The organism is Paenibacillus baimaensis (assembly GCF_025567575.1).
Window position 1 is genome coordinate 114,047 of record NZ_JAOQIO010000006.1, and the last position, 25,841, is coordinate 139,887.

The 25,841-nt window shown below is 48.9% G+C and carries 21 protein-coding genes and 1 riboswitch; of the genes, 3 read left to right on the forward strand and 18 right to left on the reverse strand.

Annotated features, from left to right (window positions below):
- Nucleotides 1-23: 23 nt before the first annotated feature.
- Nucleotides 24-1,949 carry an aliphatic sulfonate ABC transporter substrate-binding protein gene (locus OB236_RS01675; RefSeq protein ID WP_262682348.1) on the forward strand — a complete coding sequence of 642 codons (1,926 nt, stop codon included), beginning with the start codon at nucleotides 24-26 and terminating at the stop codon, nucleotides 1,947-1,949.
- 126 nt (nucleotides 1,950-2,075) lie between these two features.
- Here OB236_RS01675 and OB236_RS01680 read toward each other — a convergent pair whose 3' ends face one another.
- The 11 genes from OB236_RS01680 to OB236_RS01730 form a co-directional block, all read right to left on the reverse strand.
- Nucleotides 2,076-2,783 carry a class I SAM-dependent methyltransferase gene (locus OB236_RS01680; protein ID WP_262682351.1) on the reverse strand — a complete coding sequence of 236 codons (708 nt, stop codon included), beginning with the start codon at nucleotides 2,781-2,783 and terminating at the stop codon, nucleotides 2,076-2,078.
- Nucleotides 2,784-2,797: 14 nt separating this feature from the next.
- Nucleotides 2,798-3,565 carry an ATP-binding cassette domain-containing protein gene (locus OB236_RS01685; RefSeq protein WP_262682352.1) on the reverse strand — a complete coding sequence of 256 codons (768 nt, stop codon included), beginning with the start codon at nucleotides 3,563-3,565 and terminating at the stop codon, nucleotides 2,798-2,800.
- Nucleotides 3,528-4,424, reverse strand: a complete 897-nt coding sequence (locus tag OB236_RS01690; protein ID WP_262682353.1) for an ABC transporter ATP-binding protein — start codon at nucleotides 4,422-4,424, stop codon at nucleotides 3,528-3,530. Before OB236_RS01690 ends, OB236_RS01685 begins: the two co-directional genes overlap by 38 nt.
- Nucleotides 4,425-4,558: 134 nt before the next feature.
- Nucleotides 4,559-5,479, reverse strand: coding sequence for an ABC transporter permease (locus OB236_RS01695; protein ID WP_262682355.1), 921 nt, complete (start codon nucleotides 5,477-5,479; stop codon nucleotides 4,559-4,561).
- On the reverse strand, nucleotides 5,476-6,417 hold the full coding sequence (nikB, locus tag OB236_RS01700) for a nickel ABC transporter permease (protein ID WP_262682356.1): 942 nt from the start codon (nucleotides 6,415-6,417) through the stop codon (nucleotides 5,476-5,478). The genes OB236_RS01695 and nikB overlap by 4 nt, the downstream gene beginning before the upstream one ends.
- 1 nt (nucleotide 6,418) lies before the next feature.
- Nucleotides 6,419-8,020 carry an ABC transporter substrate-binding protein gene (locus tag OB236_RS01705; RefSeq protein WP_262682357.1) on the reverse strand — a complete coding sequence of 534 codons (1,602 nt, stop codon included), beginning with the start codon at nucleotides 8,018-8,020 and terminating at the stop codon, nucleotides 6,419-6,421.
- A 177-nt stretch (nucleotides 8,021-8,197) separates the two neighbouring features.
- A riboswitch (cobalamin riboswitch) is annotated at nucleotides 8,198-8,393 on the reverse strand.
- Nucleotides 8,394-8,510: 117 nt separating this feature from the next.
- A complete protein-coding gene (locus OB236_RS01710; protein WP_262682358.1) occupies nucleotides 8,511-10,871 on the reverse strand; it encodes an AraC family transcriptional regulator in 2,361 nt (786 codons plus the stop codon).
- Between the two features lie 93 nt (nucleotides 10,872-10,964).
- A complete protein-coding gene (locus OB236_RS01715) occupies nucleotides 10,965-12,065 on the reverse strand; it encodes a sialidase family protein (protein WP_262682359.1) in 1,101 nt (366 codons plus the stop codon).
- Between the two features lie 51 nt (nucleotides 12,066-12,116).
- Entirely contained in the window at nucleotides 12,117-13,727 is a 1,611-nt protein-coding gene (locus OB236_RS01720) for an extracellular solute-binding protein (protein WP_262682360.1), read from the reverse strand.
- A 28-nt stretch (nucleotides 13,728-13,755) separates the two neighbouring features.
- Complete coding sequence (locus OB236_RS01725; RefSeq protein ID WP_076229726.1) at nucleotides 13,756-14,640, reverse strand: carbohydrate ABC transporter permease; 885 nt, start codon at nucleotides 14,638-14,640, stop codon at nucleotides 13,756-13,758.
- Nucleotides 14,641-14,659: 19 nt separating this feature from the next.
- Nucleotides 14,660-15,580, reverse strand: a complete 921-nt coding sequence (locus tag OB236_RS01730) for an ABC transporter permease (RefSeq protein ID WP_262682361.1) — start codon at nucleotides 15,578-15,580, stop codon at nucleotides 14,660-14,662.
- A 390-nt stretch (nucleotides 15,581-15,970) separates the two neighbouring features.
- Here OB236_RS01730 and hmpA point away from each other — a divergent pair, with 390 nt between their 5' ends.
- The gene (hmpA, locus tag OB236_RS01735; RefSeq protein WP_262682362.1) at nucleotides 15,971-17,176 is read left to right on the forward strand and encodes an NO-inducible flavohemoprotein; all 1,206 of its coding nucleotides are present in this window, start codon (nucleotides 15,971-15,973) and stop codon (nucleotides 17,174-17,176) included.
- Here hmpA and OB236_RS01740 read toward each other — a convergent pair.
- Nucleotides 17,143-17,664 (reverse strand): Crp/Fnr family transcriptional regulator, encoded by a 522-nt coding sequence (locus tag OB236_RS01740; RefSeq protein WP_262682364.1) that lies wholly within the window; start codon nucleotides 17,662-17,664, stop codon nucleotides 17,143-17,145. The two genes, hmpA and OB236_RS01740, sit on opposite strands and share 34 nt — an antisense overlap.
- A 66-nt stretch (nucleotides 17,665-17,730) precedes the next feature.
- Nucleotides 17,731-18,717, reverse strand: coding sequence for a Gfo/Idh/MocA family protein (locus OB236_RS01745; protein ID WP_262682365.1), 987 nt, complete (start codon nucleotides 18,715-18,717; stop codon nucleotides 17,731-17,733).
- A gap of 179 nt (nucleotides 18,718-18,896) precedes the next feature.
- Here OB236_RS01745 and OB236_RS01750 point away from each other — a divergent pair, with 179 nt between their 5' ends.
- Nucleotides 18,897-19,478, forward strand: coding sequence for a hypothetical protein (locus OB236_RS01750; RefSeq protein WP_262682366.1), 582 nt, complete (start codon nucleotides 18,897-18,899; stop codon nucleotides 19,476-19,478).
- A 20-nt stretch (nucleotides 19,479-19,498) separates the two neighbouring features.
- Here the strand turns inward: OB236_RS01750 and OB236_RS01755 are convergent, their stop codons facing one another.
- From OB236_RS01755 to OB236_RS01775, 5 genes are all read right to left on the reverse strand, one after another.
- Nucleotides 19,499-21,151 carry a leucyl aminopeptidase gene (locus OB236_RS01755; protein ID WP_317259307.1) on the reverse strand — a complete coding sequence of 551 codons (1,653 nt, stop codon included), beginning with the start codon at nucleotides 21,149-21,151 and terminating at the stop codon, nucleotides 19,499-19,501.
- A 16-nt stretch (nucleotides 21,152-21,167) separates the two neighbouring features.
- Nucleotides 21,168-22,187: an aldo/keto reductase gene (locus OB236_RS01760; RefSeq protein WP_076229719.1), complete on the reverse strand. Its 1,020-nt coding sequence runs from the start codon at nucleotides 22,185-22,187 to the stop codon at nucleotides 21,168-21,170.
- Between the two features lie 150 nt (nucleotides 22,188-22,337).
- Complete coding sequence (locus OB236_RS01765) at nucleotides 22,338-23,978, reverse strand: anti-sigma-I factor RsgI family protein (protein ID WP_262682367.1); 1,641 nt, start codon at nucleotides 23,976-23,978, stop codon at nucleotides 22,338-22,340.
- Nucleotide 23,979: 1 nt separating this feature from the next.
- A complete protein-coding gene (sigI, locus tag OB236_RS01770; RefSeq protein ID WP_076229717.1) occupies nucleotides 23,980-24,780 on the reverse strand; it encodes an RNA polymerase sigma factor SigI in 801 nt (266 codons plus the stop codon).
- A gap of 433 nt (nucleotides 24,781-25,213) precedes the next feature.
- Entirely contained in the window at nucleotides 25,214-25,642 is a 429-nt protein-coding gene (locus tag OB236_RS01775) for a hypothetical protein (RefSeq protein ID WP_076229716.1), read from the reverse strand.
- Nucleotides 25,643-25,841 lie beyond the last annotated feature (199 nt).

Sequence of the window (25,841 nt, forward strand, 5' to 3'; positions counted from 1 at the left end):
ATTATTTATAGGAGGTTGATTCCATGACACTGCTCAGTAAAAGCCTACACTTTATCAATTCTTTTAAAGCCTTGGAAAAAGCAGATTCAGTCCAGCCAAACCATCCTGTAGAACAATTTAAAAAGCTCTACCAAACTAGCGGCACCTTATCGGATTCTACAGATTCACTTCTTCATTTTGTAAAGAATACGATAGAAAATATGGAAACCGTCTCGTTGTCCATCCATGAAATTGTTAACGCTGCTGCACTTCAGTCCGAAGAAACCGAGAAAAGTCTGGTCCATTCCGAAGCATTGGGTGAGGTTCTGAACACAGCCGTCCAACAGATCCAGCACGTGGAGACCGCTACGGTCCAATCGCTGCATGCAGCGGAAACCGGCAAGTCCACGGTTGATTTACTAGCTCAGCAATCGATACATAATAAGGAAATCTCGAATAAATTACATACTACCATGAAAGATCTGGAGCATAAGACAGAAGTTATTTCCAAAGCGATGGAATCTATTTTTCAAGTCTCGCAAAGCATTCAAATGCTTTCCCTGAATGCTTCTATTGAAGCGGCCCACGCTGGCGAGCAAGGTAAAGGCTTTGCAGTGGTTGCCCAGGAGGTGAGAAAGCTGGCCGTCGAAAGTGCGGTCAACGGACGGACTATTACCGGATTGCTTCAGGGTATGCAGCAGCAAGTGAGAGCCTTCAGCGAAATTGTAGACGAGACACGTAAATCCTCGCAAAACGTCTCTCAAGCGGTTGTAGAAACGAAGCAGCAGTTCGATTCGATCCATCTGAATCTGTCTCATATCACGGAACACTCAGCCGAGGCCAGTCAGCTCCTGCATACGGCCAGCCATCGCAAGGATCTGCTGATCCAGCATCTGCACACCGTAACTTCGTTAGCCCAGCAATCGTTGTCATCCGCTTATGAAGTAGCACGTTTATCTGAAAAACAAGCCTCCTCCGTACTCACCGTTGCCGGATCAACGCAGGACTTACAAAGCATTTCTCAGGATCTCAGAGCGGGTGTCGTTGAAATCATTGGAGATGCCGCTTCGGAAACGAAACAAACCACACAACAAATCCGAATCGGATTTATACCCAATTTAACTCACGCTCCGGCTTTACTGGCAATCCATCATCAGTTATTCGAACAACAATTTGACGGACAATTCGAAACACGTGCTTTTTCGGCGGGGCCTGCGGTTGTCGACGCCTTATTAAACAATCAGATTGATATCGGGTATACAGGGCCAGGTCCGGTATTTGAGGCTTTTTCCAAAAAACAAAATATTCAAATCATATCCGGCGTCAATCAAGGAGGAGCCGCACTTCTTGTACGAACAGACTCAAACCTTCAGCAGGCCGAACAGTTACGAGGAAAAACCATTGCGATTCCGCAATACGGCAATGGCCAGCATATACTGCTTCGGCAGCTGCTGGGTCGCCACGGTTTAAAGGACATCTTTCGTGGAGGCGATATTCGTATTATTCAAGCGAAGCCCTCCGCTCTCATTTCCATGTTTGCAAGCAATCAAGTCGATGCGGCTCTGGTGCAGGAGCCATGGGTAACCCTTCTGGAAAATAAAGCGGCAGCACGCGTACTCGTCGATTGGCAGGAGCTGTATAATGGGGGGCAGTACCCGAATACAGTCATTGCCGTTAATCGCGATTTTGTTCACAATCACCCTCAAACCGTCTCCCGATTCCTGCAAGCACACAATGCGTCCATGCTGTCCATCAGCGAGAAGAGACCGGGCACCTATCACACGCTTTCCCAATCCCTTGAGCAGTTAACCGGACAATCACTATCCGTAGATGCAATTGAGCGCGCGCTACAACGAATAATCTGGAATTCCACAACCGATCTATCCACGCTACGGGGCTTTGCCCAGCTTATTAAACAGGAAGGCTTTCTGAACAAAGACATAGACTTCGATCTCCTGCTGGTCAAATAATCCAGAGACGTTACATCTGAATCTCTACTATTCTTATGTACACAATATGTCACACCGAGTCTACATCGGGAAACGAATCAGCACAAATAATCGCAGCGATCTAATCCGCTCAACGCTAGTGCTGATCTAATCGGTAGATACAACCTGCGGCTCCCAATGAATAAGAGCGACATCATGCACAGCACCGTTTTTACGTTGTATCGGAAAAGTTCGATATTGATGCTTGAGCCCAAGCTCCGTTAATATATCAGAGATTGCAGCTGCACGCTCCCGCTCCGTCGCTGCTCCATCCAGCTCGACCTGCAGCGGCCCGGCAAAAGGTCTTCCGATCGATTGCACGAGAAACACATGGCGTGTAGCCGTCTGATTCATCTGGATCAAACATGCCTTCATATCACGAATCCGGTAAACCGCATTTGCGCTGAACAGGATGTCTGCTTGAAGCGGAGGCGCTTCCTCCCACTTCAGCGCAATCGCTTTCGGCAGCGGATAGCTCATGCTTGCCCAGCTGAGACAGAACTCCTTATACATGGCGGCTGATGGCTCAACCAATGTAATCGAGGCTACATAAGGAACCAATAGCTGAGTAAATCCGCCTGTACCCGGTCCAACCTCCAGCAGATGATCACTTGGCTTCAAGTCCGCTATTACTCGCTCCATAATAACCTGGGTGTAAGGCGCCAGTGGATTGCGCTCATCATAGACTGATGCATGCTCCTGCCAATACTGCTCTTCCTCCTCATCGCTTGCGGTACGCGTGTTGGATAACACGGCCTGCTCCCAGGCCTGTATCCAGTAGGTTGATGGAGCAAGTTCATGTGGTTTATCGTTCATTCGAAATCGCTCCTTTATCTCATATCTCCAAAAGCTTGTACCAATTGTCTTGTATAAGGATGCTGCGGCTGCTCCATGACTACCTTACTACATGCCTGCTCTACAATTTCCCCCTGATGCATAATGACCATATGCTGACAGACATGGGCAACGAGCTCCAGATCATGAGAAATGAACAAATACGCCATCTCGAATTGACTTTGCACCTGCTGCAGCACCTCCATTACTTGCGCTTGCACAGATACATCAAGCATCGAGGTTGGCTCATCCAATACAAGAAACCTCGGATTCAAAGTCAAGGCTCTGGCAATCACGACCCGTTGAATTTGTCCACCACTGATCTGATGCGGATAGCGAATCAGCATATCGCTGCCCAAGCCTACAAGCTCCAGCAGCTCTACAGCTTTATGCAGGGCTTCGTCCTTGCCCATCAAACGATGCAGCAGCAGCGGCTCGATCAAACTTTGCTGCATCGTTTGGCGGGGGTTGAGTGCAGAGTCAGGATGCTGAAATATAATTTGCATCTGCCTTCGCAGCGGAAGCATTTGCGTCATTGTATAATTCGTAATATCTTGATCTTCCATATATATACGGCCTTGATCGGCAGGCAGCAGCTTGACCATTAGCCGTGATAAGGTCGATTTACCGCAGCCGCTCTCCCCAACCAGGCCCAAAGTCTCTCCTTTGGCTATGGAAAAAGAAACGTCCTTTACGGCCTCCACCCTTCTTCGACGCAGCCAGCCGCTAGTGAACGTCTTGCACAAGCCCTCCACTCGGATCATGTAACCAACACCTCACCTTGCCCGATTGTAACGTGACCAGCTCAGGAATACTGTTGTTGCAAGATGGAACACCTATCGAGCAGCGCGGATAAAATCTGCAGCCCGGCAGTACATCCGAAAGTCCGGGGCTTGAGCCCGGAATCGGCACCATCCCATGAACGGGCATCGAACGCAGCAAGCCTTGCGTATACGGGTGCTGCGGCTGTTGAAACAGCTCCCGCGCAGCACCCATCTCGACCACTTGTCCGGCGTACATGACAGCAACTACATCACATAACGACTTGGCTACCTGCAGATCATGGGTAATGACGAGCATGCCCGCTCCCGTATGCTTGGCAGTCCTCCGCAATAGCTCAACCATCTGATAGCGTACCAAAGCGTCCAGTCCTTTGGTTGGCTCATCGGCAATCAGGAGCGACGGGCTGCCTGCTGCCCCCATTGCTGCGAGAATTCGCTGCTTCATACCGCCGCTCAACTGAAAAGGATACTGCCGCAGCTTGTGCTCAGGATCTGGCAGCTGCAGCTCCTGCAGCAGACGCAGCGCATGCTCACGCTTGCTTGCCCGTGATCCACGACCCTTGATCGCTTCGATCATTTGTCGGCCTATTCGCATGACGGGGTTCAAGGAAGAAGCAGGATTTTGCGGGATGAAGGCAATTTCCGTTCCACGCAGCTTGCGCATACGCTCCGAATCCAAATCCAGTAAATTACGTCCCTTGTAATGAATCGCTCCCGCTATGGATGCATTATATGGCAGCAGACCGGGAATTGAGAGCCCCAGTACCGATTTACCGCTGCCTGTTTCCCCGATCAGACCGAGAATTTGTCCCTGCTGCAGCTCCAGGGTAACATTATCCACTGCCCTGACTGTACCGACCGCTGTCTGAAACCCGACGGATACCTGTTCAATCGATAAAAGCGTACTGATACGTCTCCCTCCTCCTTCTGCTACCCCGAGCTTCCGACGCCGCCAGTACCGCTACCCTGTCACCATCAGGAAACCCAGAATTTATCTTTTTCTGCCTTTGTATCGAAAACATCTCTGAATACGTCACCCAAGCAGTTAATCGCCAAAGAAACTAGCGCAATACACAGTCCAGGGGCAACAATCAGATGAAAATAACTGCGGAAGTAGGGTCTCGCATCGTTCACCATAACTCCCCAGTCCGGAGATGGCGGCTGCAGCCCCAAGCCGAGGAAGCTTAAGGATGCAATAGACAGAATCACCCGCCCAATCCTCACGGTAAACAGTACAATAATGGGACCTATCATATTCGGTACTACATGCTTAAGCACAATGTAGCCATGCTTTCCACCCATTGCCCGAATGCCCTCGACATATGATTCCTCACGTATCTTCATCACTTCGCCACGCACGACTCGGGAAAAATCCGCCCAGGAAGTGACGACTAGCGCAATAAACAAGCTGTTGACACCCGGCCCAAGCGTACCCGCTATCGCGATCATAAAGCTCAGTCCAGGCAAGCCCTGGAAAATGCTGATACCGATCTGAATACAATCATCCAACCAACCGCCAAAATATCCCGCTATCGTCCCGATAATAAGCCCGATCAGCATTGTGGCAATCGTCACTACAAGGGCCAGCACAATAGAAATCCGCCCGCCATACAAAATACGACTGAACACATCCCTGCCCAGTGTATCCGTACCAAGCCAATGACTGAAGGACAGCGGTGCAAGCCGCTCAGACATATCGATCTGATTCGGGTCATACGGAGCAATCCACGGTGCAAGAATGCTCGCTGTCAGGATCGTGAATAGAATAAGAACCGCAGCGATACCAAGTGGAGACAGCGTGCTGACAATGGCAGACAGCCGACTCCTCATCACGGAGAAGCTGGATGCAGCTGAGGCATGACTTCGGGATGCTGTGCTGTCAGGTTTTAAGGTCACTTCAGCTTTCCTCCCAGCCTCATCTGCGGATGAATAATCAAATATGAAAAATCCGTAAGCAAATTAAATACGACATAGACAAACCCGGTGAACACGACATACCCTTGAATGACCGGGTAATCCCTGCGCAGAATCCCCTCAATCGCAAATCTGCCGATTCCAGGCAAAGCGAAGATGACCTCCACAATGACAGAACCGCCCATGATCGCGCCAAAATACGTACCGATTACGGTAACTAACGGGATTAACGCATTGCGAAGCGCATGCCAGGTGACGATATTTCCTTCACGCAGCCCTTTGGCCCTTGCCGTCAATATATAGTTGTGGTTCATCGTTTCCAGCAAGGTAGACCGTGTTAACCGCATCAATACGGCGCTCGTTCCTGAAGCAAGCACAATCGCCGGCATGACCAGATGCTTCCATGTACCGTATCCACTGGTCGGCAGCAGATGGAGCTTTTCCGAAAATAACGTAATCAGCAGGATGGCCATCCAAAAGCCGGGAATCGATACCAGCAGCATGGCAGCGGCACGTCCAGCATGGTCAATCCAGCCGTTTTTCTTTAAGGCCATCAGCATGCCTGCCGGAATCCCTGTACCGACCGCCAACACAACAGCAAGCAGAGCTACAGAAAGTGTGACAGGCAGACGGCGAATAATCTCACCGCTTACCGAATCCTTCGTCATGTAGGAGGTGCCCAGATCGCCTTGTACAGCTCTGTTAAGCCATCGTCCATATTGAACGGGGATCGGGTCGTTCAACCCAAGCTCCTCCCGCTTCACTGCAACCTCCTGCTCGGTAGGCTCTTTAATTCCGCTTAAGCTCAGCGCCTCTACAGCAGGATCGCCGGGAGAGACCAGATTCAGCATAAAAGCAATCAGCGATATACCGATCAGCACAGGAATAGCGGCCGTTATTCGGCGGAACACATATAGCATGCTACTTAGCCCATTCCAATTGCGGCAGAGTAGTGCCATAAATCGTCGCTTGATAGCCTTTAATCTTCTTGTTGTAAGCAATCAGGCTGGCATCATTGAACAGCGGAATTGTTGGCAAGTCCTGTACCGCCAAAGCTTGCAGCTCATTATAAATCTTGGCTCTCTCATCCATGCCAAGCGCATCCTTAGCCTCTTTAAGCAATTGATCCACACGGTCATTTTTGTAGCCCAGACTATAGCTCTTGTTGCTTGAACCTGTACTGCCCAAATAATTGGTGAACAGTGTGAACGGATCTCCGTTGGGAAGTCCTTGTGTGGCCAAAGCCAGATTATATTCGCCCTTACTCTGTGCTTCCTTGAATGCAGCGCCATCCAGAATACGGATGTCCACATCAAGGGAAAGCTCCTTGAATACCGCCTGCAGCAGCTCGGCCTGCGCTTTATAAGGATAACGGTCCAGCCCATAGGTCGGTACGATCAAATCGACCTTTTCACGTTTGCCGCCAAGCGCTTCAGCAGCTAATTTATTGGCTTCCGCCAAATTATAGTCCACTTTAAAATCCTTATAGAAAGGAGACGTTACATTCAGGAAATTAACCGTAGCGGTAGGGTAGCCCAAATAAAGCTCCTTCACCAATTGTTGGCGATCAATCGCCAGCGAAATCGCTTGCCGCAGCTTTGGATTGTCAAAAGGCGGCTTTTTGCCGTTCGGGTGCAGGTAGTGGGAAATCGTCGATTTCGCTACTGAAACCTCAAACTGCTTGTCCTTCAACAGCTCCTTGGCCAAGGCAGGAGGAATTGCACCCAAATCCATAACACCCATAATTTCACCTGATTTTAGAGCCGACAATCTTGTATCCGGGTCGGGAATAACACGGACGCGAATCGTCTTCGTTTTGGCTTTATCGCCATAATATCCATCATAAGCTTCCAGCAGCGCATATTGATCCTTCTCGTGCTTGATCAGCTTGAAAGGTCCTGTCCCTTGCGGCAATCCGTTAAAATCACCTTTTTCGTTAAAATTTTTGGGACTGTAGATCGGACTGGAGAAGTTAACCATCGAATACAACAGGGTTGGCTGCGGCGTCTCGAAGCTCAGCTTAAACGACATGTCGTCAACCTTGGTTACCTCTTTTAAACCGGGGTACGAGCTTTTAATGTCCAGTGTATAAAAGGGTGAGCTTTTGGGACTGGCAAGCTTATAACGGTTAAAATTGGCGATAACTGCATCGGCATTCAGCTTTTCTCCATCATGAAAAGTTACATTAGGGCGAAGCTGGAACGTCCACTCTTTGCCGTCCTCCGACATTTTCCAGGAAGCAGCGAGCTTAGGCGCAGGCTTACCGTCTTCGCCTGCTGTAATCAGCGGTTCCCATACATAGAGAATTGTGCTCGTGTAATAAGCATCCTGTGGACCCGGAGCCAGGTCGCGTGGAGCCGCCAATACGACCTCAGTTGGCTGTACTTGGCTGGGTGCTGCCGGTGGCTGCTCCGCCGTTTGCGGGCTCGGACTGCTGCAGCCCCATAAAGCGATTGCCATGCCGGCGCTTAACAGTCCTATCTTTGCATATTGTCGTGTTTGCTGGTACAACTTGCTTATCATGTTTCTTAAACCTTCTCTCATTTAGTAGTTACCTATTTTCATTACATACAGATACAGATACAGATACAAAAAAGACATCGTTCACCTCTGCCGTACAAAGGTAAACGATGCCCGTGATCGTATAGGCTATTGCTAACGATGGCTGTCTTTAACACCTTCCTATCTTCCGTAGGTTAAGCAGTGTCTGTCGAATAGGCAGGTCTCCTGGCTCCAGATTCATAGTCGACAAGCACCTTCCCGATCTTGCGATCAGTGGCATTTACGCTTTGACTCCTCTGTTACAGTGGCGGGACCGCATCGGTTTTTCACCGAACTTCCCTATTAAGCTCTGAGCGAGATTGCGATACAGAGCACCTATTCACATAATATGTAATTGTTACTATTAAGAATATACACTACTATTCTCTATTAATCAATGGAAGGTGTACAAGTATTTAAGAAACAGCAAATAGGCCAGCTATATACGAAGCCGACCTGACTCTTACCATAATCATGTGGGATCGGAGTTGCTGCCGGCTGGCTCCCCGGTTGTTGACAAAAGCTTGTATTGCTGAGGCGTAATCCCCTCCCTTTTCTTAAACTTACGGATAAAATAAGTCTGATCAGCGTAACCAACCTGCTCTGTCACCTCTTTTACCGTCCAGTTGTTCGTTTGCAATAGTTCCTTCGCCTTTTCCATTCGAAGCTCGTCTACATATTCACTGATGCCAATCCCCATCTGATTCTTGAAATAACGGGACAAATAGGAGGGCGATAGCGAGAACTGCTCTGCGATTTTACTCAGACTGAGCGTACCGTCCATGTAATTATCATGAATGTACGTAGACAGCTTGTCGCGCAGCTCAAAGTTTTTGCTTTCCTTTTTCATAGAAATGTCATCGGCCAGCCGACCGCAAAACCTCACAAAGGCTCGCTCAAACTCATCCAACGTCTCAAATTCAAAGGCACGCAGTGCAACCTTTTCCCTCTCCCCTTCGTGATTAAGCGGCAGGTTGATCTCCTCCAGCTGCTTGACTACCCCATCGAATAAGCGAAAACAGATGCTTTGCACAAAAGAAACCGCAAGATCATACCTGCGAATTTCAATCATCTCGTCATGAATGGCACGGATGGCCCCTTCTTTACTCCCCTGCTTTAGTGCTTTAACAAGCTGTTCCTCAAATTCATGCATAGGCTGAGACAACGAAGTTGGGGAAGGAAGGTCCTGGTATTGAATCACACAATTGTGTCCCTTCATAAACCGGTATTGGGCCGATTCATACGATTGCCTGAAATATTTAGGAATAGCAAGCGCATCCTCAAAAATATCACTGACCCCTACCGTCACCGTAAAAGGAAAGCTCTGCTCGAAAAATTGTCTCGTTTTCTCTGCTACCTCCGTTATCATGTGCAAGGGATCAACCATCTGCTCCATTCCGACCAGCACCACGACACCGTTATTTTCTGTCATATCGATTCCATACCCGTATCCGGCTTCAAGCGAAATCTCTTCCGCTACATTAATAATGCTGTATTTGAGCAGATTTTGAATAATAGTCGTATTCGTTTCCTCGAACCGCCGATAATCATCAATGATGAACAACAGCACGGCAAAATGATCATCTCCCAGCTTCATGCCTGCTGTATCCAATAGCTCTGCGATATCTGCCTTCGATTTCACGTTGCCCTTCAACAGATCGGAGAGCAGCTTCTCCTTAATCATCGCCGACTTCGTCCGCAGCCGTGAACGCAGACCGCTGTTTTCAATGCTCATATCCTCTATCGTTCTGGAGATCCATCCCAGCTCGTCTTTGCCTTGGTAAGAATCACTTGTACCTTTATTACGGAGAGATTCCAGCAGCCGTTTGATCGGCTTATAGTTATGTGTAGCCAGCATGTAGGATAGCACGATACCGAGCAGCAAGGTCGTAAGAATGGTCACATAGAAAATCATTTGTGTATGGCGTACCCGATTGAGAAATTGTTCCGTCGGCATCACGACATAATACGACCACGGCACAACGCTGGAATCGAGTCGGACCGAGGAGTAGCTCCCCTCCGATAAACGAACGGTCTGAACCGAGGCTGAAGGCTGATCTGGAAGGTGGGCCAGAAGCTGTGCCGAATCGAGACTCCCGACGGCTTCACTGGATACGGACACGATAGGCTGACCCTGCTTATCAATCACAACCGCCATGCCCTCGAATTGCTTCAGTGCGCCTCCGACTGTTTTTTTGATCTCTGCCCCATTAATCACATAAATAATAACCTCATACGGCTTCGTGCCGTTATTGGGAACGGGATACAAATAGAGTGTTGCATCCGTATTGTTGGTACCGTTGATAACAATCGATTGAACGGGCATGATGAGTGGACCTTTTAAGTCCGAGACCAGTCTTTCAAATGCACTTTGGTTCAAGCCTTCAAATGGATAAATCTGCTCCAGGAAGGTATCGAGATCATACACACCGCTGGCAGCATACACTTTGTTCGCTTGTGCTTGCGCATAATACACGCCGATATCGAGCAGGAATGAGCTTGTAGAGCCGTACGATCTCAGCTCCTGATTGGCCTGAGCCGCTTCAAAGCCCCCTTGGGTAATCATATAGGGCAGCAGCTTCGTGTTGCGGGATATCTGCACGGACATCCGCTGCAGCTCCACGAGCCGTTGATCGATCTGATCGCGAATTTGCTGCAGGGAAGCCACATTCGATTGCTCGACAACTCCCTGCAGCGTATGGAAAAAACTCGTATTCATATACCCGCCAATACCCACCAGCAGAAGCACGACCAGAAGCATATAGGAGAAAAAATAAGTTTTCATCCGTGAATACAGACGTGGGGAGATAACGGATTTTTTCGTGTCTGCCATAGTCGCGCTCCTCTCGGGGGAATCCTTCTGACTGAAACCTAACCTTGCAATCGGTCTATTGTGCCTGACTGATTTATTCTTATTGTTACCCGATTATGCTTTATTAACGATTGCCTGTAATACGGAGTGCGGTGTCACGCATGCCCCTTGAACAATGTCCTCTTCCGTAAAAGCAGCCATCAAAATCTCTTTGGCCTCTTTGCGTTCCCGATCGTAAATGATATAAATGCGGCCATCCTCGGCCTGAACGCCATCTGGATAAGAGACGTGCGGACGTTCATCCAGCAGCAGACTCCCTGTCCAGGTCAGTCCTTCGTCCTCAGATAACATCGCCGTCAAGTGGCTTCTGCCCTTGAAGCCATAATGGTTCACCAGCAGCAGCCGTCCTGAGAGCAGCCTGCGGATAAAAAATCGCGAGTCGGGACCGCCAAGCGTTGTCGGTTTCCCGGGAGACCACGTCCTGCCACCGTCAACAGATACGCTCTCACCAATCCCGTAGAAAGTGCGTACCAGCATCCACAAGCTGCCGTCCCTGCGCTCGACGACCATGTGCTCGTCGAAGTGGCGATTGGGAATGTCGGCCGAGCCCCACTTGTGAAAGGTTTCTCCTTGATCGTCTGAGCGGTATACATTCGAATACCGTTCCTCCGGCAGATCGTTCACGTCCGATTCGTTGCACGCCCATACTGCAATCGGCAATAGCCAATCACCGCTGCTCAGTACAGTAGGCTTGTTCATCATAATCCCGTCCGCAATGCGACGCGGCTCGGACCAGACGGGATCAGCCTGGGTGGAGTCACTGCAGATGGAAGCCCAGACGCCGCAGCGTCCGTCGAACCAGCCGAAGCTCTGCGCCCAGAACAACCACAAGCGTCCGGATGGATCCTGCCACAGGCAGGGATCATAGGCTCTCGACTGTCCTGGAGGATCAATCACAGATTTCAGATCCGACCAGGTTTGACCTCCGTCCATACTGGTGACAAGCGTTACATAATTATCAGGTCCCTCATCCTCGCCGCCGCTATAAAAGGTAGCCCATAGCCGTCCGTTCGGAGCCATTTCGATTCCCGGAATACCCTGCCATGCCCTGTTTTGAAAAGCTTCATCCCTATTCGACACCGCTTTAACCGGTGAAGAAATCAAGGATACGTCTTTGTCTATCATTGGGTTATCAATCGTTTTGTTATCTATCATTGTATACGATATCCTCCTTCAAGGTATAGATGATGGAAACTAATCAAAATTTTATCGGCTCTTGTATCGATCATAAGCCGCTTTGTTGATTTTCATGTACTCATCCAGCCCCATCTTCTTGATGGTCGTTACGTATTCATCCCACTTTGTAAAAGGAGCCTTGCCCGTAATGAATTGGGTCTGCATTTCAAAAATATAAGTATGGATATCGTTGCCGAGAGCAATCATCCGCTCGTTCTCTTCTTTTGTGTACAGGAATGCCGGCCATATTTCCTTGGGGGCAAATGGCTGCAGATTTTTGGCCGCCTGTATAACCTCGGGTAGTCCTTCTCCTGTATCCCAGGCGAACCTTTCCTCACGTACAATCGGGTGAGTCGTAAAAGGAGCAACCAGATCGCGGGAAATCCCCTGATCCAGCGTGAGACCATTAGGATTATTAACAATATCCTGAACGAAGCGGTATTTGCCGTCCTTCATCTCATACGTTTTACCCTCTACCCCCATCCAGTACAAGACAGCGCCTTCACCATCAATGAAATAATCAGCCCAACGCATGGTTGCTTCCGGGTTTTTATCTTTCTTGGTAATGACAAAAGCACCCTGGTTTTGAAGAACCGATGTCATTCCCGACCACAGCTGATCCCCATATGGCCCCTTTAACGCTTGTGGCAGACCCGCATAATCCGTCCGTTTTTGACCTGCAGGTACCGTATTAATCGATGGAAAGCCACCGATGATCCCTTTATTGATTTTGGCGGTCAGGATTGGAACGGTATTCGTGAAAATCTCCGAATCCAGCAAGCCCTCCGCATACAGCTTGCGCACATACTCCAATACTTCCTTATAATTCGGGTCCGTCGGGAAAAAGCGCAGCTCATTCGTTTTTTCGTTGTAATCCAGATAAGAATTTGATGAACCGCGGTTTTGCAGCCCCCATGCTCCTGTCAGCGTGCGGATAATTCCACCGATATCCGTACCGCCGAGCGGAACCCGCGCCGCATCCTTTGCTTTGAATGCTTTGAGCACCTGATACAGCTCATCCGGGGTCCCAGGCATTTTCAAAGAGCCTTCATCCAGCCACTTCTGATTCAAAAACAGCTTGTTGTTGAGTCTGTGCGTGGGATTGGTCGACATTTTGGGCAGCGCATAAATTTTGCCGTCAGGTGAAGTAATTCCCTTCAGCACCTCGGGGTACTGCTGCGTTATTTTTTTGAAATTGGGCGCATACTTGTCGATCAGATCATTTAACGGCAGGAAGACACCCTGTTGTCCATACGAAATCATATCCTGCGACGTGATGCCACCCCCGTAAAAGGCGTCGGGTATTTCACCGCTCGCGAGCAGCAAATTCTTTTTCTCCTCCAGATTAGCCTGCGGCACCAGCGTCCATTCGATATGAATCCCGGTCCGTTTCTCGGCTTCCTTCCACAACAGCTTATCCTTCCATTCCCCGTGCAGCGGAGACTGTCCAGCCAGCATATTCAAGGTCAATGGCGCTTTGACAATCGGCAGCCCTGACGTGTTCAGCGTACTGTCCCCCTCCTTAACCGGAGCTTTTGCAGCAGGCTGAGTATCCTGCCCATTCGTGCAGGCGGCCAGTAGAACCAGACTTGCACAAAGCACCGTACCCAGCGAAGTGAACCTTCTTTTTGTTGGTTTCATTCTAACCCATCCTCTCTGATTTCCACCGTTAGCCTTTAATAGCGCCGATCATAACACCTTTTACAAAATAACGCTGCAAGAACGGATACAGCAGCAGCACCGGCAAGCTGGAGACGACAATGACCGCATATTTAATCCCTTCGACAAGCAAAATTTGATCCGTCGAGGTTTCTGAAGCGCTGACCATGTCACCCATCTGATTTTGCAGCAGAATTTGCCGAATAATCAGCTGCAGTGGATATTTATGAACATCGGATACATACATAAGCGCATTAAAAAATGCATTCCAGTGACTGACTCCATAAAATAACACCATGACCGCGATCACCGGTAACGACAGCGGCAGTATGATACTGAACAACGTCCGTGTGTTCGAGCAGCCGTCGATTTGCGCCGATTCCTGCAGCTCTATCGGAATGTTTTGAAAAAAAGTTCGCATAATGACAATGTTCCACATCGATACCGCATTTGGCAATATGACGGCCCAAAATGAATTGATAAGGCCCAGATCCTTTACCAGTAAATAGGTCGGTATGATTCCTCCGCTGAAAAACATCGTGAAGGCAAAAAGTAGCGTCAATGTGTAACCACCGGCAAAATCCTTGCGGGACAACGGATAAGCCGCGCATATCGTCAATACAATATTTAACGTAGTGCCTACTGCCGTATACATAAACGTATTTAAATACCCCTCCATAATGCCGCGGTCCTGAAACACACGGATATAGGACTGCACGTTCCATCCCTGGGGCAGCAGCCAGACTCTGCCTTCGATCACGGCCGCCGGGCTGCTGAATGAAGCACCGACCACGAACAGCAGGGGGTACAGGACGATGCAGGTTACAGCGCTCAGAACGATCAAATTGACGATATCGAACAGCGTGTCGCCTTTGGTTTGGGCCAGCTTGGCCATAATAGCTTCCCCTCCCTTCTCACCACAGGCTCGTCTGGGTCAGTTTTTTGGATATCCGGTTGACGCCAAACAGCAGAATCAGATTAATGACTGAATTAAACAAACCGACGGCAGCCGAAAAGCTGTACTGCGCCCCGAGCACGCCCGAACGGTATACATACGTGGAGATCACATCGGATGCGCTGATGTTAGCATTATTTTGCATTAAAAATACTTTTTCAAAGCCTACCGCCATAATTTGTCCACACTGCAAAATAAACAGGATAGCCATCGTCGGCAGCAGAGCGGGGATATTGATATGCCAGATACGCTGCAGCTTGCTAGCTCCGTCCAGCATAGCCGACTCGTGCTGCTGCGGATCGATACCGGCTAAGGCAGCTATAAAGATGATCGAGTTCCAGCCTGTATTTTGCCATACCCCGGAAAATACATACAAGCTTTTAAACCATCCGGCCTCCGCCAGAAAATCAATCGGCGTTCCCCCCGACCAGGCAATCACCTGATTGACCAGGCCGCTCTTCGGCGCCAGAAAGATCGACAGCATCCCGACCAGCACCACCGTCGATATAAAATGGGGAGCATAGGTGACGAGCTGTACGGCTTTCTTAAATGCCGCCAGCCGCAGCTCATTCATCAAGAGTGCCAGCAGGACAGACAGCGGGAAGCTGATCAGCAGGTAATAAACGCTGAGTAAAAGCGTATTCAACAGCAGCCTTTCGAAATAATAGCCCTGGAAAAAACGTTCGAAATGCTTCAGTCCTACCCATGGGCTGCCCCAAATTCCGTTGACTGCGATAAAATCCTTAAAAGCAATCTGTACCCCATACATCGGCAAATATTCAAATACTGCATAATAAATCACTACCGGTAAAATCAGCAGGTATAAGTCCCAGTTCCGTTTGATGATTTTAATGGATGGCTTATTGCCTGTTGCCGCCATGGTCCTCCCCCTCTCTTCATCCATTCATCTATTCGTTTGTTCGCGGCTATTGGACGAGTCTCATCAACATGAGTTTCGTTTCATAGTCAGCCTCTTACCTCCTTTCACCTCTCCTGGCTTTAAGCTTAAGGCGTATCCGCGTGTGCTGTATATCGGACTCTGTTGACCTGGACAGGGTGATTTTTTACAATGATGCTGCCAAGAAGCTGATTGTGCTGCAGATTTTCTTGTCATACATCGGATTTTACTTACATGACCCTTCTGCTTCCATTTTCAAAACAAGGTTTGTCCACAAATCGTTGCTTTTTGATGTGATTCAAATCACAAGTCTGCACTTTCGCAGTATGTATACTTAGCCCATAACTATCACTCACAAGGAGGACATCCGATATGTTAAGTCAACAAACGATTACTATTATCAAATCTACCGTACCGGTTCTGGAAGTATATGGGGCCGAAATTACAACAACCTTTTACAAGTCGCTGTTCAACGCGCATCCTGAGCTCCTGAATATGTTTAATCATGCTAATCAACAACAAGGCAAGCAGCAGGCCGCTTTGGCGAATGCTGTCTATGCCGCGGCGCTTCATATCGATCGGTTGGAAGCAATCCTGCCCGTCGTCAGGCAAATTGCCCAGAAGCACCGCAGTCTCGGAGTTCAGCCCGAGCATTATCCTATTGTCGGCCAGCATTTGCTGGGTGCTATCAAAACCGTGCTGGGTGATGCGGCAACTGACGAGATTATTGAAGCCTGGGGTGAAGCCTATGGGGTGATAGCGAATGCATTCATAGGGATTGAAAGGGATTTGGAGGTACAGGCGGCGGAGCAGTCAGGAGGCTGGAGCGATTTCAGAGCTTTTCGTGTAGAGCGTAAAGTGCGTGAGAGCGAGGTCATTACTTCGTTCTATTTGATGCCGGTGAATGGTCAGCCTATTGCTGATTTTGCGCCTGGACAGTATGTCAGTGTAAAAATCACTATTCCTGGCGAACCGTATACGCATATACGCCAATACAGTCTTTCGGATGCGCCAGGCAAACCTTATTATCGGATTTCAGTCAAAAGGGAGGAAGCATTTGAGGAACGTCCAGCAGGGAAAATCTCCAATCACCTGCACAAACATATTGAGGAGGGCAGTGTGCTGTGGCTGTCCGCACCGGCGGGTGATTTTATCCTGGAATCGGGAGACACCAAGCCAGTCGTACTCATCAGTGGCGGCGTAGGGCTGACCCCGATGGTCAGCATGCTGAACACACTGGCTGTAACGGAGCCCGGCCGGCAGGTAACGTTTATTCATGCCGCGCACAATGAACAGATGCATGCCATGCGTGAGCATGTGGAGAAGCTTGTCAGCAATCACGCCCAGCTATCAGCCTACTGGTGTTATGCCGCGCCGCTGGGTGACCCTGCTACCTATCATAAAAAAGGTTACCTGGATTTGCCTTGGCTGAAGAGCGTAGTCCCGTCGAAGGAAGCCAGCTTCTACTTCTGCGGCCCCACGCCTTTTATGAGAGCAGTCAATGGAATGCTCAAAGAGTGGGATGTACCCGATACTGCTATTCATTATGAGTTTTTTGGCCCTGCCGATGTTTTGTGAGCTCTCAGCAGACGATTCACGGTTTCGCGGCGGATGCCGAGAAACTGACCGATTTCGTCCTGGGTCAGCACATCCGTGATGGCATCCGAACCAATATACAGCTGAAACCAACGCTGCAGCTTGCTGAGCTTCTCGGCAGGCGCAGCCTCGGTGAGCTGGTCGATACGCTGCTGCATCATTCGCAATTTATTTTGCAGCTGAACGGCTATATGACGAAATTGCTCCGGATTGCGCTCTAACTCCCGGTACCAGTCCGCTGCTGGCAGTACATCAACCTCACAGGAGGACAGAGCGACCGCCGTTCCATGATAAGGATTAGGACTGATCAGGGAATGATGCGGAATCATTTCATCGGGTACGATTATATTAAGCAGAATCGAATTCCCGTCCTCATGAACACGAACGATTTTCAATATCCCGCTTTTCAGATGATACAGCGGACCAGATTCGCCTTGACGAAATAAGGTCTCGCCTTTATGTATAATCATAACAGCCTCCTGAATCCAAAATTGCCAATTGCCTTCATACAATATAATATAATGTAAAATCGAAAATCAGTCCAAAGCTTGTGTCAGCCGTTCCACAAGCCGATGTACAGGCAGCACCTGATCGGCGCGAATCGAACAATCCCCCGGTTCTTCCAGGCTGCTGAGAAAATGCTGAACCACTCCGGCAAAGCCCCGCCGATGCAGAATCGTATCCCAGCTTCCGAAGCCGATATGCTGCGGCTCTTGGGAACGCTCTGAAAGGATGAGCGATTCCATATTGAGCACCTCGGCAGAACGATAGGCCCCATGCAGCTCCAGCTTTTCCAGATCTGCCCCTGCACGGCGTACCATACTGAACTGTCCAAGTCGTTCTGGGCCAGTATGGGCTTGTGCTATTTGTTCTTCTAATGATTTGTCCGCTTGCTCATTGGCAAATAGCAAACTCCCCGCTCCAACCAGCAGCTTGCCTGTCTCATCCACACGCTCGTAATAATGCCCGATCTCAGCCAGATCTCCACCGAGCCAGAGCAGCAAATCAAGCATATGAATCAAATCGTCATACAACGTATGCCTGGCACTGTGCGCCTGAAGCTTGGTTCGTTGCTTTTGCACTACAGATAGCTCAAAGCCCCCAGCCTCTTCAAGCCACGTACGTGCTTTCATATACATCGGGGCAAACCTGCGGTTAAAGCCTACCGCGAGCAATACGCCCTGCTCCTGGGCGTAGGCAGCCATGGCCTCCGACTCGTGCAGCTCATAGGAGAGCGGCTTATCGACATAAACGGCTATTCCTCTTTGTAAACAAGTCATTACCACTTCATAATGGGTTTCCGTCGGGCTATGTATAAATACGGCATCCGGTCTGGCCTCCAGCAGTGTCTCCAATGCATAAAACCGCCCGTTAATCCGGTATTGGTCGGCAATCCGGTTCACCGTAGCTTCCGTACGGCTGGTGACGCCTATAAGCTCGACCTGCTCATGAGCAGCTAACAGCGGTAAATATACTTTTTGGGCAATATCGCCTAAACCGATTAAACCTATTCTTTTTTTCATCCGGGCACCTCCGTACTCTGAGATATGATCATTCAGGATACTGCTGAACATAACGGTAACGACTATGCTAGAAGCAGCCATGAAGAAACTACTATTTAACTTGTCGCCTGTCTTATGGTAAAATAGAAGTAGTATGTCGATTTATCACTCTATATTTCATCTGGGGGATTGCTGGTTCCATGTCAAAAAAGCAAAAATGGAGTTTGGTTGGATCTATTTTATTATTCGTCGCTCTTCTTGGTTTGGCCCTGTTATTTGAATCCGAGCTTTTCATATATGCAGCAAGTGCGATTCCGATTCTCATTGTGATGGTACTGCCCGATATTAGACAGCACCAATATATTCAACGAAACAAGATTAAAAATGGTATTCAGGTATATAAGATTGCCAATGAGGAAGATCCGCTGCTCGTTATTTCTTTTCAACCTGGCTTTGTACGCTGGCACTGCCGAAAGCTGTATATCGATTTAAATGAACTGCATGCTGAGCCTATTGATGTACTGCCTGCAACCGAAAATGCAGCATCGATACCCGTACTCTCGTTCGATCTGTCGGCACATCCGCGCCGCACTGGCTGGTTCGGTATCGATCTTGCCCAATTATCACAGCGTACGGTGAATCTTTCTTATACCACCCAGGAAGTGAACCGTTTTATCATTCAAATGAAAGATCTCGAAGCGATTGCGCTGCTGATGATGGCTTCAGCCACACCTTTGGTTGCAAGCAAAAGCAGCAGCAAAAGCAACAGCCTGTCAGCCTAAGCCGCTCTTGAAGGCTACAATTAAGACTTGCACAGCCAATGCGCCAGTGTGCGAACCATCGCGCCGGTCCCTCCCTTGGGTTCCGTCCCGCGCTCGTTCCACAACCAGGCTGTGCCGCCCGTGTCCAGATGCAGCCAAGGTACATTACCGGCAAAAAATCCAATAAACAGTCCGCCTGTTATGCTGCCCGCCCATCTATCGCGCGAGGCAGCATTTTTGATGTCTGCCACATCGCTTTTGAGCATGTCATGGTATTCCGGATAGTTCGGGAATGGCCACACCTTTTCTCCCGCTTGTTTGGCTGCGTTCAAAATTTCCTTCTGCAGCTCCTCATTGTTCGCTATCGCACCGGTTGCCACATCCGCGAAGCTAACCAGCACGGCTCCTGTCAAGGTCGCGATATCCACAATCCGCTTCGCCCCAAGCTGCAGCGCGTAATGAACACCATCCCCTAACACGACACGTCCTTCCGCATCGGTATTCAAGATTTCCACGGTATGCCCACTCATCATCTTAATCACATCACCCGGTTTAAAAGCGCTGCTTGAAGGCATATTCTCTGCGGAAGGAATCACAATCTGCAGATTCAGCTTCGGCTTTAATCGGCCGATTACATGCAGCAGCCCAAGCAGCACAGCGGCACCGCCCATATCGCTGATCATTTCTTCCATACCGTCCGGCTTCTTCAATGAAATGCCTCCGGTGTCAAACGTAATCCCCTTGCCAACCAGTCCAATCACTTCACTTGAAGCATCGGCGCCTTCGTAACGAATGGCAATCATTCGCGGCGGATTGGCACTGCCCTTGCCTACGGCATGAAGGCCGCCCATGCCGTGCTCAACGATTTGGGCTTCGTCCAGCACCGTGCAGGACATGCCATAATGGGAGGCCAGCCGTGCGGCCTCCTGGGCCAGTGTATCCGGCACAAGCACATTGCCGGGCAGGTTGGTCAGATCGCGCGCATATTGCGTCGCGATCGCGAAAGCTCGCGCAGCTGCCAGCGGCTGCGCAAACGTCTCGACTGCGCTGCCGCAGCCCGCCGCCGCGAGTGTCGCCTGATCGATGATCAGGGCGACCTCGCGAAGCGCGGTCCGGGGCGGCTGCGCAGTCGCAGCAGCATAGCTCGGCATGCGGTAACCGCCGAGCAAGAGCCCTTCCGCCAGCGCGTGGACACGCTTGCGCAGGTTTACAGCCGCGTTAGCGCCCGTATCGTCGGCGCTCGCTGCTTCACGCGGCAGCGCCACGGCGAGCCGCTCAAGCCCGCGGCCCAGCGCTGCGCGGACCGCGTATACGCCGGCGTCACGCCAGGCGTCAGCGCCGCCAGCCGCGGCGCCAAGGCCGCTCAGCACCAGCGAGCGGCAAGGCAGCAGGCCAAGCGTCGGTATGACCTCCGTCTGGCCAAGACCAGCCGCGAACAGCCCTCGTTCGCGCAATCCCTGAACCTCGGCTGCCAGCGATGCAGGCAGCCTCAAGCTCCACGCCGCGTCGTCCAGCTCCGCCGGCGTTAGCAGCAGCACCAGCGCATCAGCTTCCGTGACGGTATCCGGTATCATCAGAGCAGCATCTTCAATTGCATCCTGTACGACCATATGTATATGCGTTTCCAGCTCATTCTTTAACAATTGCTGCACATCCATAAACGATAGCCTCCATAGGTTCCCATAATTAATCATTCACCACACGAATAGCTTAGGCTCCAAAGTAAGAGGCAGACTCCATGACGACCTTACGCATCGGCAGATGGTAAGGACATTTTTCCTCGCACAGAGGCCGCTCCTTACAGGGCTCATAATCGGCACAGGACATAATATTCCCCTTCTGCCGTTCATAAAATCCATCACCCTTAGGCAGCAAGCCAAATGTGTTACGAATCTGGCTGGATATCATAATATCAGGAATCGTTACGCCTATCGGACAAGAGCAATAGTTGCAGCGGCGGCAGTTATGGCTGCCCAGCTCTGTAGCCAGATTTTCCAATTCAACACGCTCGGCATCTCCAACCTCAAGCTCAAAAGCCGCGAGATTCTGCTTCACCTCATCCACACTGATCATACCTGATATAATGACATCTACATTTTGACTGTATGGATAACGCAGAGCCTTTTCAACAGGTTGAATAAATCCACCCGATAATGGCTTCATCGCAACTTTACCCATGCCCATCTTTGTTGCCATTGGAATCAGCTCGTCAAGAGAAAAAGGTTGTGCCAGATTTAGATGAAACAAGACCTGGGCAAACTGCCCTTTGCTGATCCACTTGGCCAGCAGCTCAGGACGATGACCGGTAATCCCGATGTGACGTACCTTGCCTTTGGCCTGCATCTCCAAGGCTGCCTCATATGCACCTTCATTTTGCATCGCTGCCTTATATTCACTTACATAATTCACATAATGAATTTGAAGCAGGTCAATCACATCGGTCTTCAGTCTGACAAGGCTTCGCTCGATTTCTTCCTTGGCCTCGGCATAGCTTCTTTTGTTCGTTTTGGTTGCCAAAAAATATTCATCGCGGCGATGCGAAATACTTTCCCCGATAATTTCCTCGCTATTGCGGTAGCCCGCGGCTGTATCGATATAATTAATCCCATGATCAAGCGCATAATTAAGTGTTTCCCTTGCCTGCTCCAATGGAACTCCTGGCAAATTCATCGCTCCGAAACCTAATGCAGACACCTTGAACCCCGTTTGACCGAATGTACTGTATCTCATTGCTCTGTTCCTCCTCCGCTCTCTCCCTATGATTCTCCCATCTGATCTCCTTGATATTATAGAACAACAGACCATAAAAAAACAGCCTATACGGTCTCCCGCACAAGCTGCTCACTTATACCATGTAGAGGTTCTTACCTTTACACTACCTTATCTTTTAGTGGAATCGTCCCGCTTGGAATCATCCGTTTTGGTAGAATCAGTTTCCTTCTTGCTATCAGTATCTTTCTTGTTGTCACTGTCTTTCTTGCTGTCACTGTCTTTCTTGCTGTCATCCGATTTTTTGGTACTGTCTGTCTTCTTATCATCCTCGTTCGTTTTCTTATCCTGTTCTTTCTTCTTCTCTTCCTGCTTTTTGAGGTCATCCTCACGTTTTTTCTGATCCGCCAGACGCTTGGCTTCCTCACGCTTACGATCCTCTTCGGCCAGCCTTTTTTTCTCGTCGGCCTTTTGAAGATCATCGGACTTTTTTACATCATCATCTTTTTTCTTGTCATCAATTTTTTTATCATCGTTCTTTTTGTCATCATCGGCCTTATCGTCATCTTTTTTCTTGTCATCGTCCTTCTTCGGGTCGGACTTGCTGCTGTTGTCACCCGGACGGGCTGCACCTGAATTTGTCCCTGCCGGCTTGGCTCCACCGGTTATTGACGCGGGTATGTTCGGTTTGATCACAGGCGTTGACGGTTTTTTGTCGTCCTTGTGATCGTCGTTTTTATCGTCTTTTTTATCCTTCGTGTTGTTCGAATTCGTATTCGTATTGTTGTTTTTATTATTATTGTTACTACTGTTGTTATTGTTGTTATTACTGCTGTTCCCACTACTGCCTATACCGTTGGCATTCGAATTGCCGGACTTCTTGGGATCATTTTTGTTCGTATTATTATTATTTTTGTCGTTATTTTTGGCGAGCTGCTCTTTCTTTTTATCGTCCAGCTTCTTATCCAATTCTCCCGACTTCTCTTCTTCGACCAGCTTCTTCATTGATTCCTTGGTTGGTACCTTGTTAGGCTGAATAACCGCAGATTGTTTATCTACGTTGTCCTTCGCGTTATCCTTGACGATCTGATGTATCGATTCTTTCTTCAAGTCATCGACCGTCACTGCTACCCCATTATTTTTGGCATTCAAATAAACCGAGTATTTCCCCATTGAAACCCCACTCTTGTTCGCTTCTTCACGAACCTCCTGAGGTGCTGCAAACGCTTCTACCTGATAAGCATTGACTTGCTCAGGATGGGTTTGCTTAATGTGATCGGTTACCTGCTGACGCAGTTTTTCAGCGATTTTCGTGTCATCCACGGTGCTTTTCTCAAGGACTACCGTGCTTGCGATTACAATATCCCCTTCACCCTTGGCTAGCGATTTCTCCTCCGCTTTGTTCAATAGCGAAGCTGTAACGGTTTCGAGCGTCAGACCCTTAAAATTCATCGCTTCAATCAGTTCCGCCCCATCATTATTTAAGCCGCGAAGCTCGAGCACCTGTTCCTTTTCATCGATGCCCATTTCTATTGAGGGATTAATGTCGAGCGATACATAAGCAACGACCTCGGAGCTGCCAATTTTGCCTGCGAAGCTGGCCATAACAACCAGGCAAAACACAACTGCCGCTACTACTGCTGAGCGGCCGGCTATAGACGGACTTGCCCATTTGAGTCTGGTGTCAGCATAGATAATTTCTTCACCCAGTTGGCAGGAATGCCGTTGACGCGAGATTTTATCGAATCTGCCGTCTTCACGCATCACAATAATGTATTTGTCCGTCAGCTCCATGACGATGCCTTTATTCATGCTACTCTCCCCCTTTGTTGGATTCCTCTTTGATATGCAAATAATCACGGAGGTATGGATAAGGCCCGTTATAAATTAAGGCTACAGCAATAATGAACTTACGATTTCGTTCCAGTGTTTTGCGTGAGACGGTGACGATGCCCATTAACTCCTTGATAGGCAGTACACGCTTGGAGAGCATAGCCCCCATAAATTCAGCGTTCTCCGACAGCTGCTTGCCAATGGCAAACAAAGCTTGTCTGGAATCATCATGCTTCGGAGAGGCATCAACCAAATCCGAAAAATGAACACCAAAATCAGCCAAACACCGATTCAAATCCATAATTTCGCTGCCCCGCTCCTCCATGCCTTTTTGTTTTTCATACTGCTCCATCGCCTGATGGATTTCAACGGGATTAATGATGTTATCCTCTTCATCCTCCACATCAAACGTACTATACGGCAGCTGCTGTGAAAATCGCTGCTCCTTACGCACATAATCAATCAGTCGCCGACGAATGACCTGCTCGGAAAATCCGAGAAACGAACGTCCGGACTCGGTTGAAAACTGATTGATCGCCTCATTAAAGGCACCTAAAGCAATACTGAACTCATCATCTCTTGCAGGATCTACATAACGCTTGCAAAAACGGCTTGTTACCTTTGCAACATACGGTTGATAGTCCGTAATAAATTGGTTGCGAAGCCGTAAATCACCCTCTTGAATTCGAATCACCAATTGTTCAGGCGGTTGTGGTTCCGCAGAATCCGGGTGGGGAGATTGACGTTTTCCAAGAAATTTCTTAAATAAAACGAGCAGCAATCTTTTCCACCTCACACTATATAATTTCGTTATTAGGACGTAGGTTAGGGGGGTCGGGATAGGACTTATTTCACAAAATATTACAGCTATTTAAAGCCATATCCTATTCATTTTCCTACTATAATTATCCCTGGTTTTCATGCAAACAAATAAACGTCCCCCTATTAGAGACGTTGGTTTGTGCCAATATGTTGTGCTTGACCCTTCCAAACTTCTCCCGATAGGGACTGTCCCCGAGGACTAAGCATACGCTCCTAAGAAAGCTTGATGCTAAGCCCTGTATCTGGACTCCAATTATTATACGGATACACTTTCTTCTTCCTTGTATACCCGGTTCATTTTCAGGTCACACTTATCTGTTGGATATGGACGGGATGCCATACTACTCCGTTCCGGGGCGCTTCCATCTCTTACGGGGCATACCAATAAGGGTTTAAACGGCTCCTTTGGACGTCTTTTTACCATTCAGCTTGGCTTTGCGCTTGCTTAAGGTATTGAGCCGCTTCTTAAGCTGTTCTTCCCATTCGTTATCCTTCAGCTCCTTGGCTACGATCAGCAGATCCAGAGACATATCAATCTGGCAGCGAACGACATCCATCGGGTCCTCATCTTCATTATTGACACAATTCTCATATAATTCCGCTTGACTGCGGTTATCTACATATTCATGAAAATCCACCTCGGACGCACCATCTCCATGCGCGTATTCGGCCAAAATCCCATATTCGCTTTCAACCAGATGATGTACTTCCACACGATGACAAACCGGGCAAAACAATATCGGTACGTTATGAATTTGCGTTCTGATATACTTAAGTGTTCCTTTAGTTCCAATCATACTGGCGCCGCAGCAAAAACTCATAATTTCACGCCTCCTCATTTAGCCTGCAAAAGCGATACTCTACACTATATTCGACCTTCAGTCCTATAAATCCTCTTTTTTGAGCAGGACAAAACCATTGAAACGTTTTCACAGCAGCCCTACTATCCATTCTAAAGGAGAATGACCATGCATAAACTCAACTATATTAACGAAATTCGGTTGCTCCATGTCATGATCA

Excerpts from the sequence above, each read along its gene's own strand:
- OB236_RS01675 (WP_262682348.1), top strand. The coding sequence starts at position 24 with ATGACACTGCTCAGTAAAAGCCTACACTTTATCAATTCTTTTAAAGCC.
- OB236_RS01680 (WP_262682351.1), bottom strand. The coding sequence starts at position 2,783 with ATGAACGATAAACCACATGAACTTGCTCCATCAACCTACTGGATACAG.
- OB236_RS01685 (WP_262682352.1), bottom strand. The coding sequence starts at position 3,565 with ATGATCCGAGTGGAGGGCTTGTGCAAGACGTTCACTAGCGGCTGGCTG.
- nikB (WP_262682356.1), bottom strand. The coding sequence starts at position 6,417 with ATGCTATATGTGTTCCGCCGAATAACGGCCGCTATTCCTGTGCTGATC.
- OB236_RS01705 (WP_262682357.1), bottom strand. The coding sequence starts at position 8,020 with ATGATAAGCAAGTTGTACCAGCAAACACGACAATATGCAAAGATAGGA.
- OB236_RS01710 (WP_262682358.1), bottom strand. The coding sequence starts at position 10,871 with ATGGCAGACACGAAAAAATCCGTTATCTCCCCACGTCTGTATTCACGG.
- OB236_RS01715 (WP_262682359.1), bottom strand. The coding sequence starts at position 12,065 with ATGATAGATAACAAAACGATTGATAACCCAATGATAGACAAAGACGTA.
- OB236_RS01720 (WP_262682360.1), bottom strand. The coding sequence starts at position 13,727 with ATGAAACCAACAAAAAGAAGGTTCACTTCGCTGGGTACGGTGCTTTGT.
- OB236_RS01725 (WP_076229726.1), bottom strand. The coding sequence starts at position 14,640 with ATGGCCAAGCTGGCCCAAACCAAAGGCGACACGCTGTTCGATATCGTC.
- OB236_RS01730 (WP_262682361.1), bottom strand. The coding sequence starts at position 15,580 with ATGGCGGCAACAGGCAATAAGCCATCCATTAAAATCATCAAACGGAAC.
- hmpA (WP_262682362.1), top strand. The coding sequence starts at position 15,971 with ATGTTAAGTCAACAAACGATTACTATTATCAAATCTACCGTACCGGTT.
- OB236_RS01740 (WP_262682364.1), bottom strand. The coding sequence starts at position 17,664 with ATGATTATACATAAAGGCGAGACCTTATTTCGTCAAGGCGAATCTGGT.
- OB236_RS01745 (WP_262682365.1), bottom strand. The coding sequence starts at position 18,717 with ATGAAAAAAAGAATAGGTTTAATCGGTTTAGGCGATATTGCCCAAAAA.
- OB236_RS01750 (WP_262682366.1), top strand. The coding sequence starts at position 18,897 with ATGTCAAAAAAGCAAAAATGGAGTTTGGTTGGATCTATTTTATTATTC.
- OB236_RS01755 (WP_317259307.1), bottom strand. The coding sequence starts at position 21,151 with ATGATTAATTATGGGAACCTATGGAGGCTATCGTTTATGGATGTGCAG.
- OB236_RS01760 (WP_076229719.1), bottom strand. The coding sequence starts at position 22,187 with ATGAGATACAGTACATTCGGTCAAACGGGGTTCAAGGTGTCTGCATTA.
- OB236_RS01765 (WP_262682367.1), bottom strand. The coding sequence starts at position 23,978 with ATGAATAAAGGCATCGTCATGGAGCTGACGGACAAATACATTATTGTG.
- OB236_RS01775 (WP_076229716.1), bottom strand. The coding sequence starts at position 25,642 with ATGAGTTTTTGCTGCGGCGCCAGTATGATTGGAACTAAAGGAACACTT.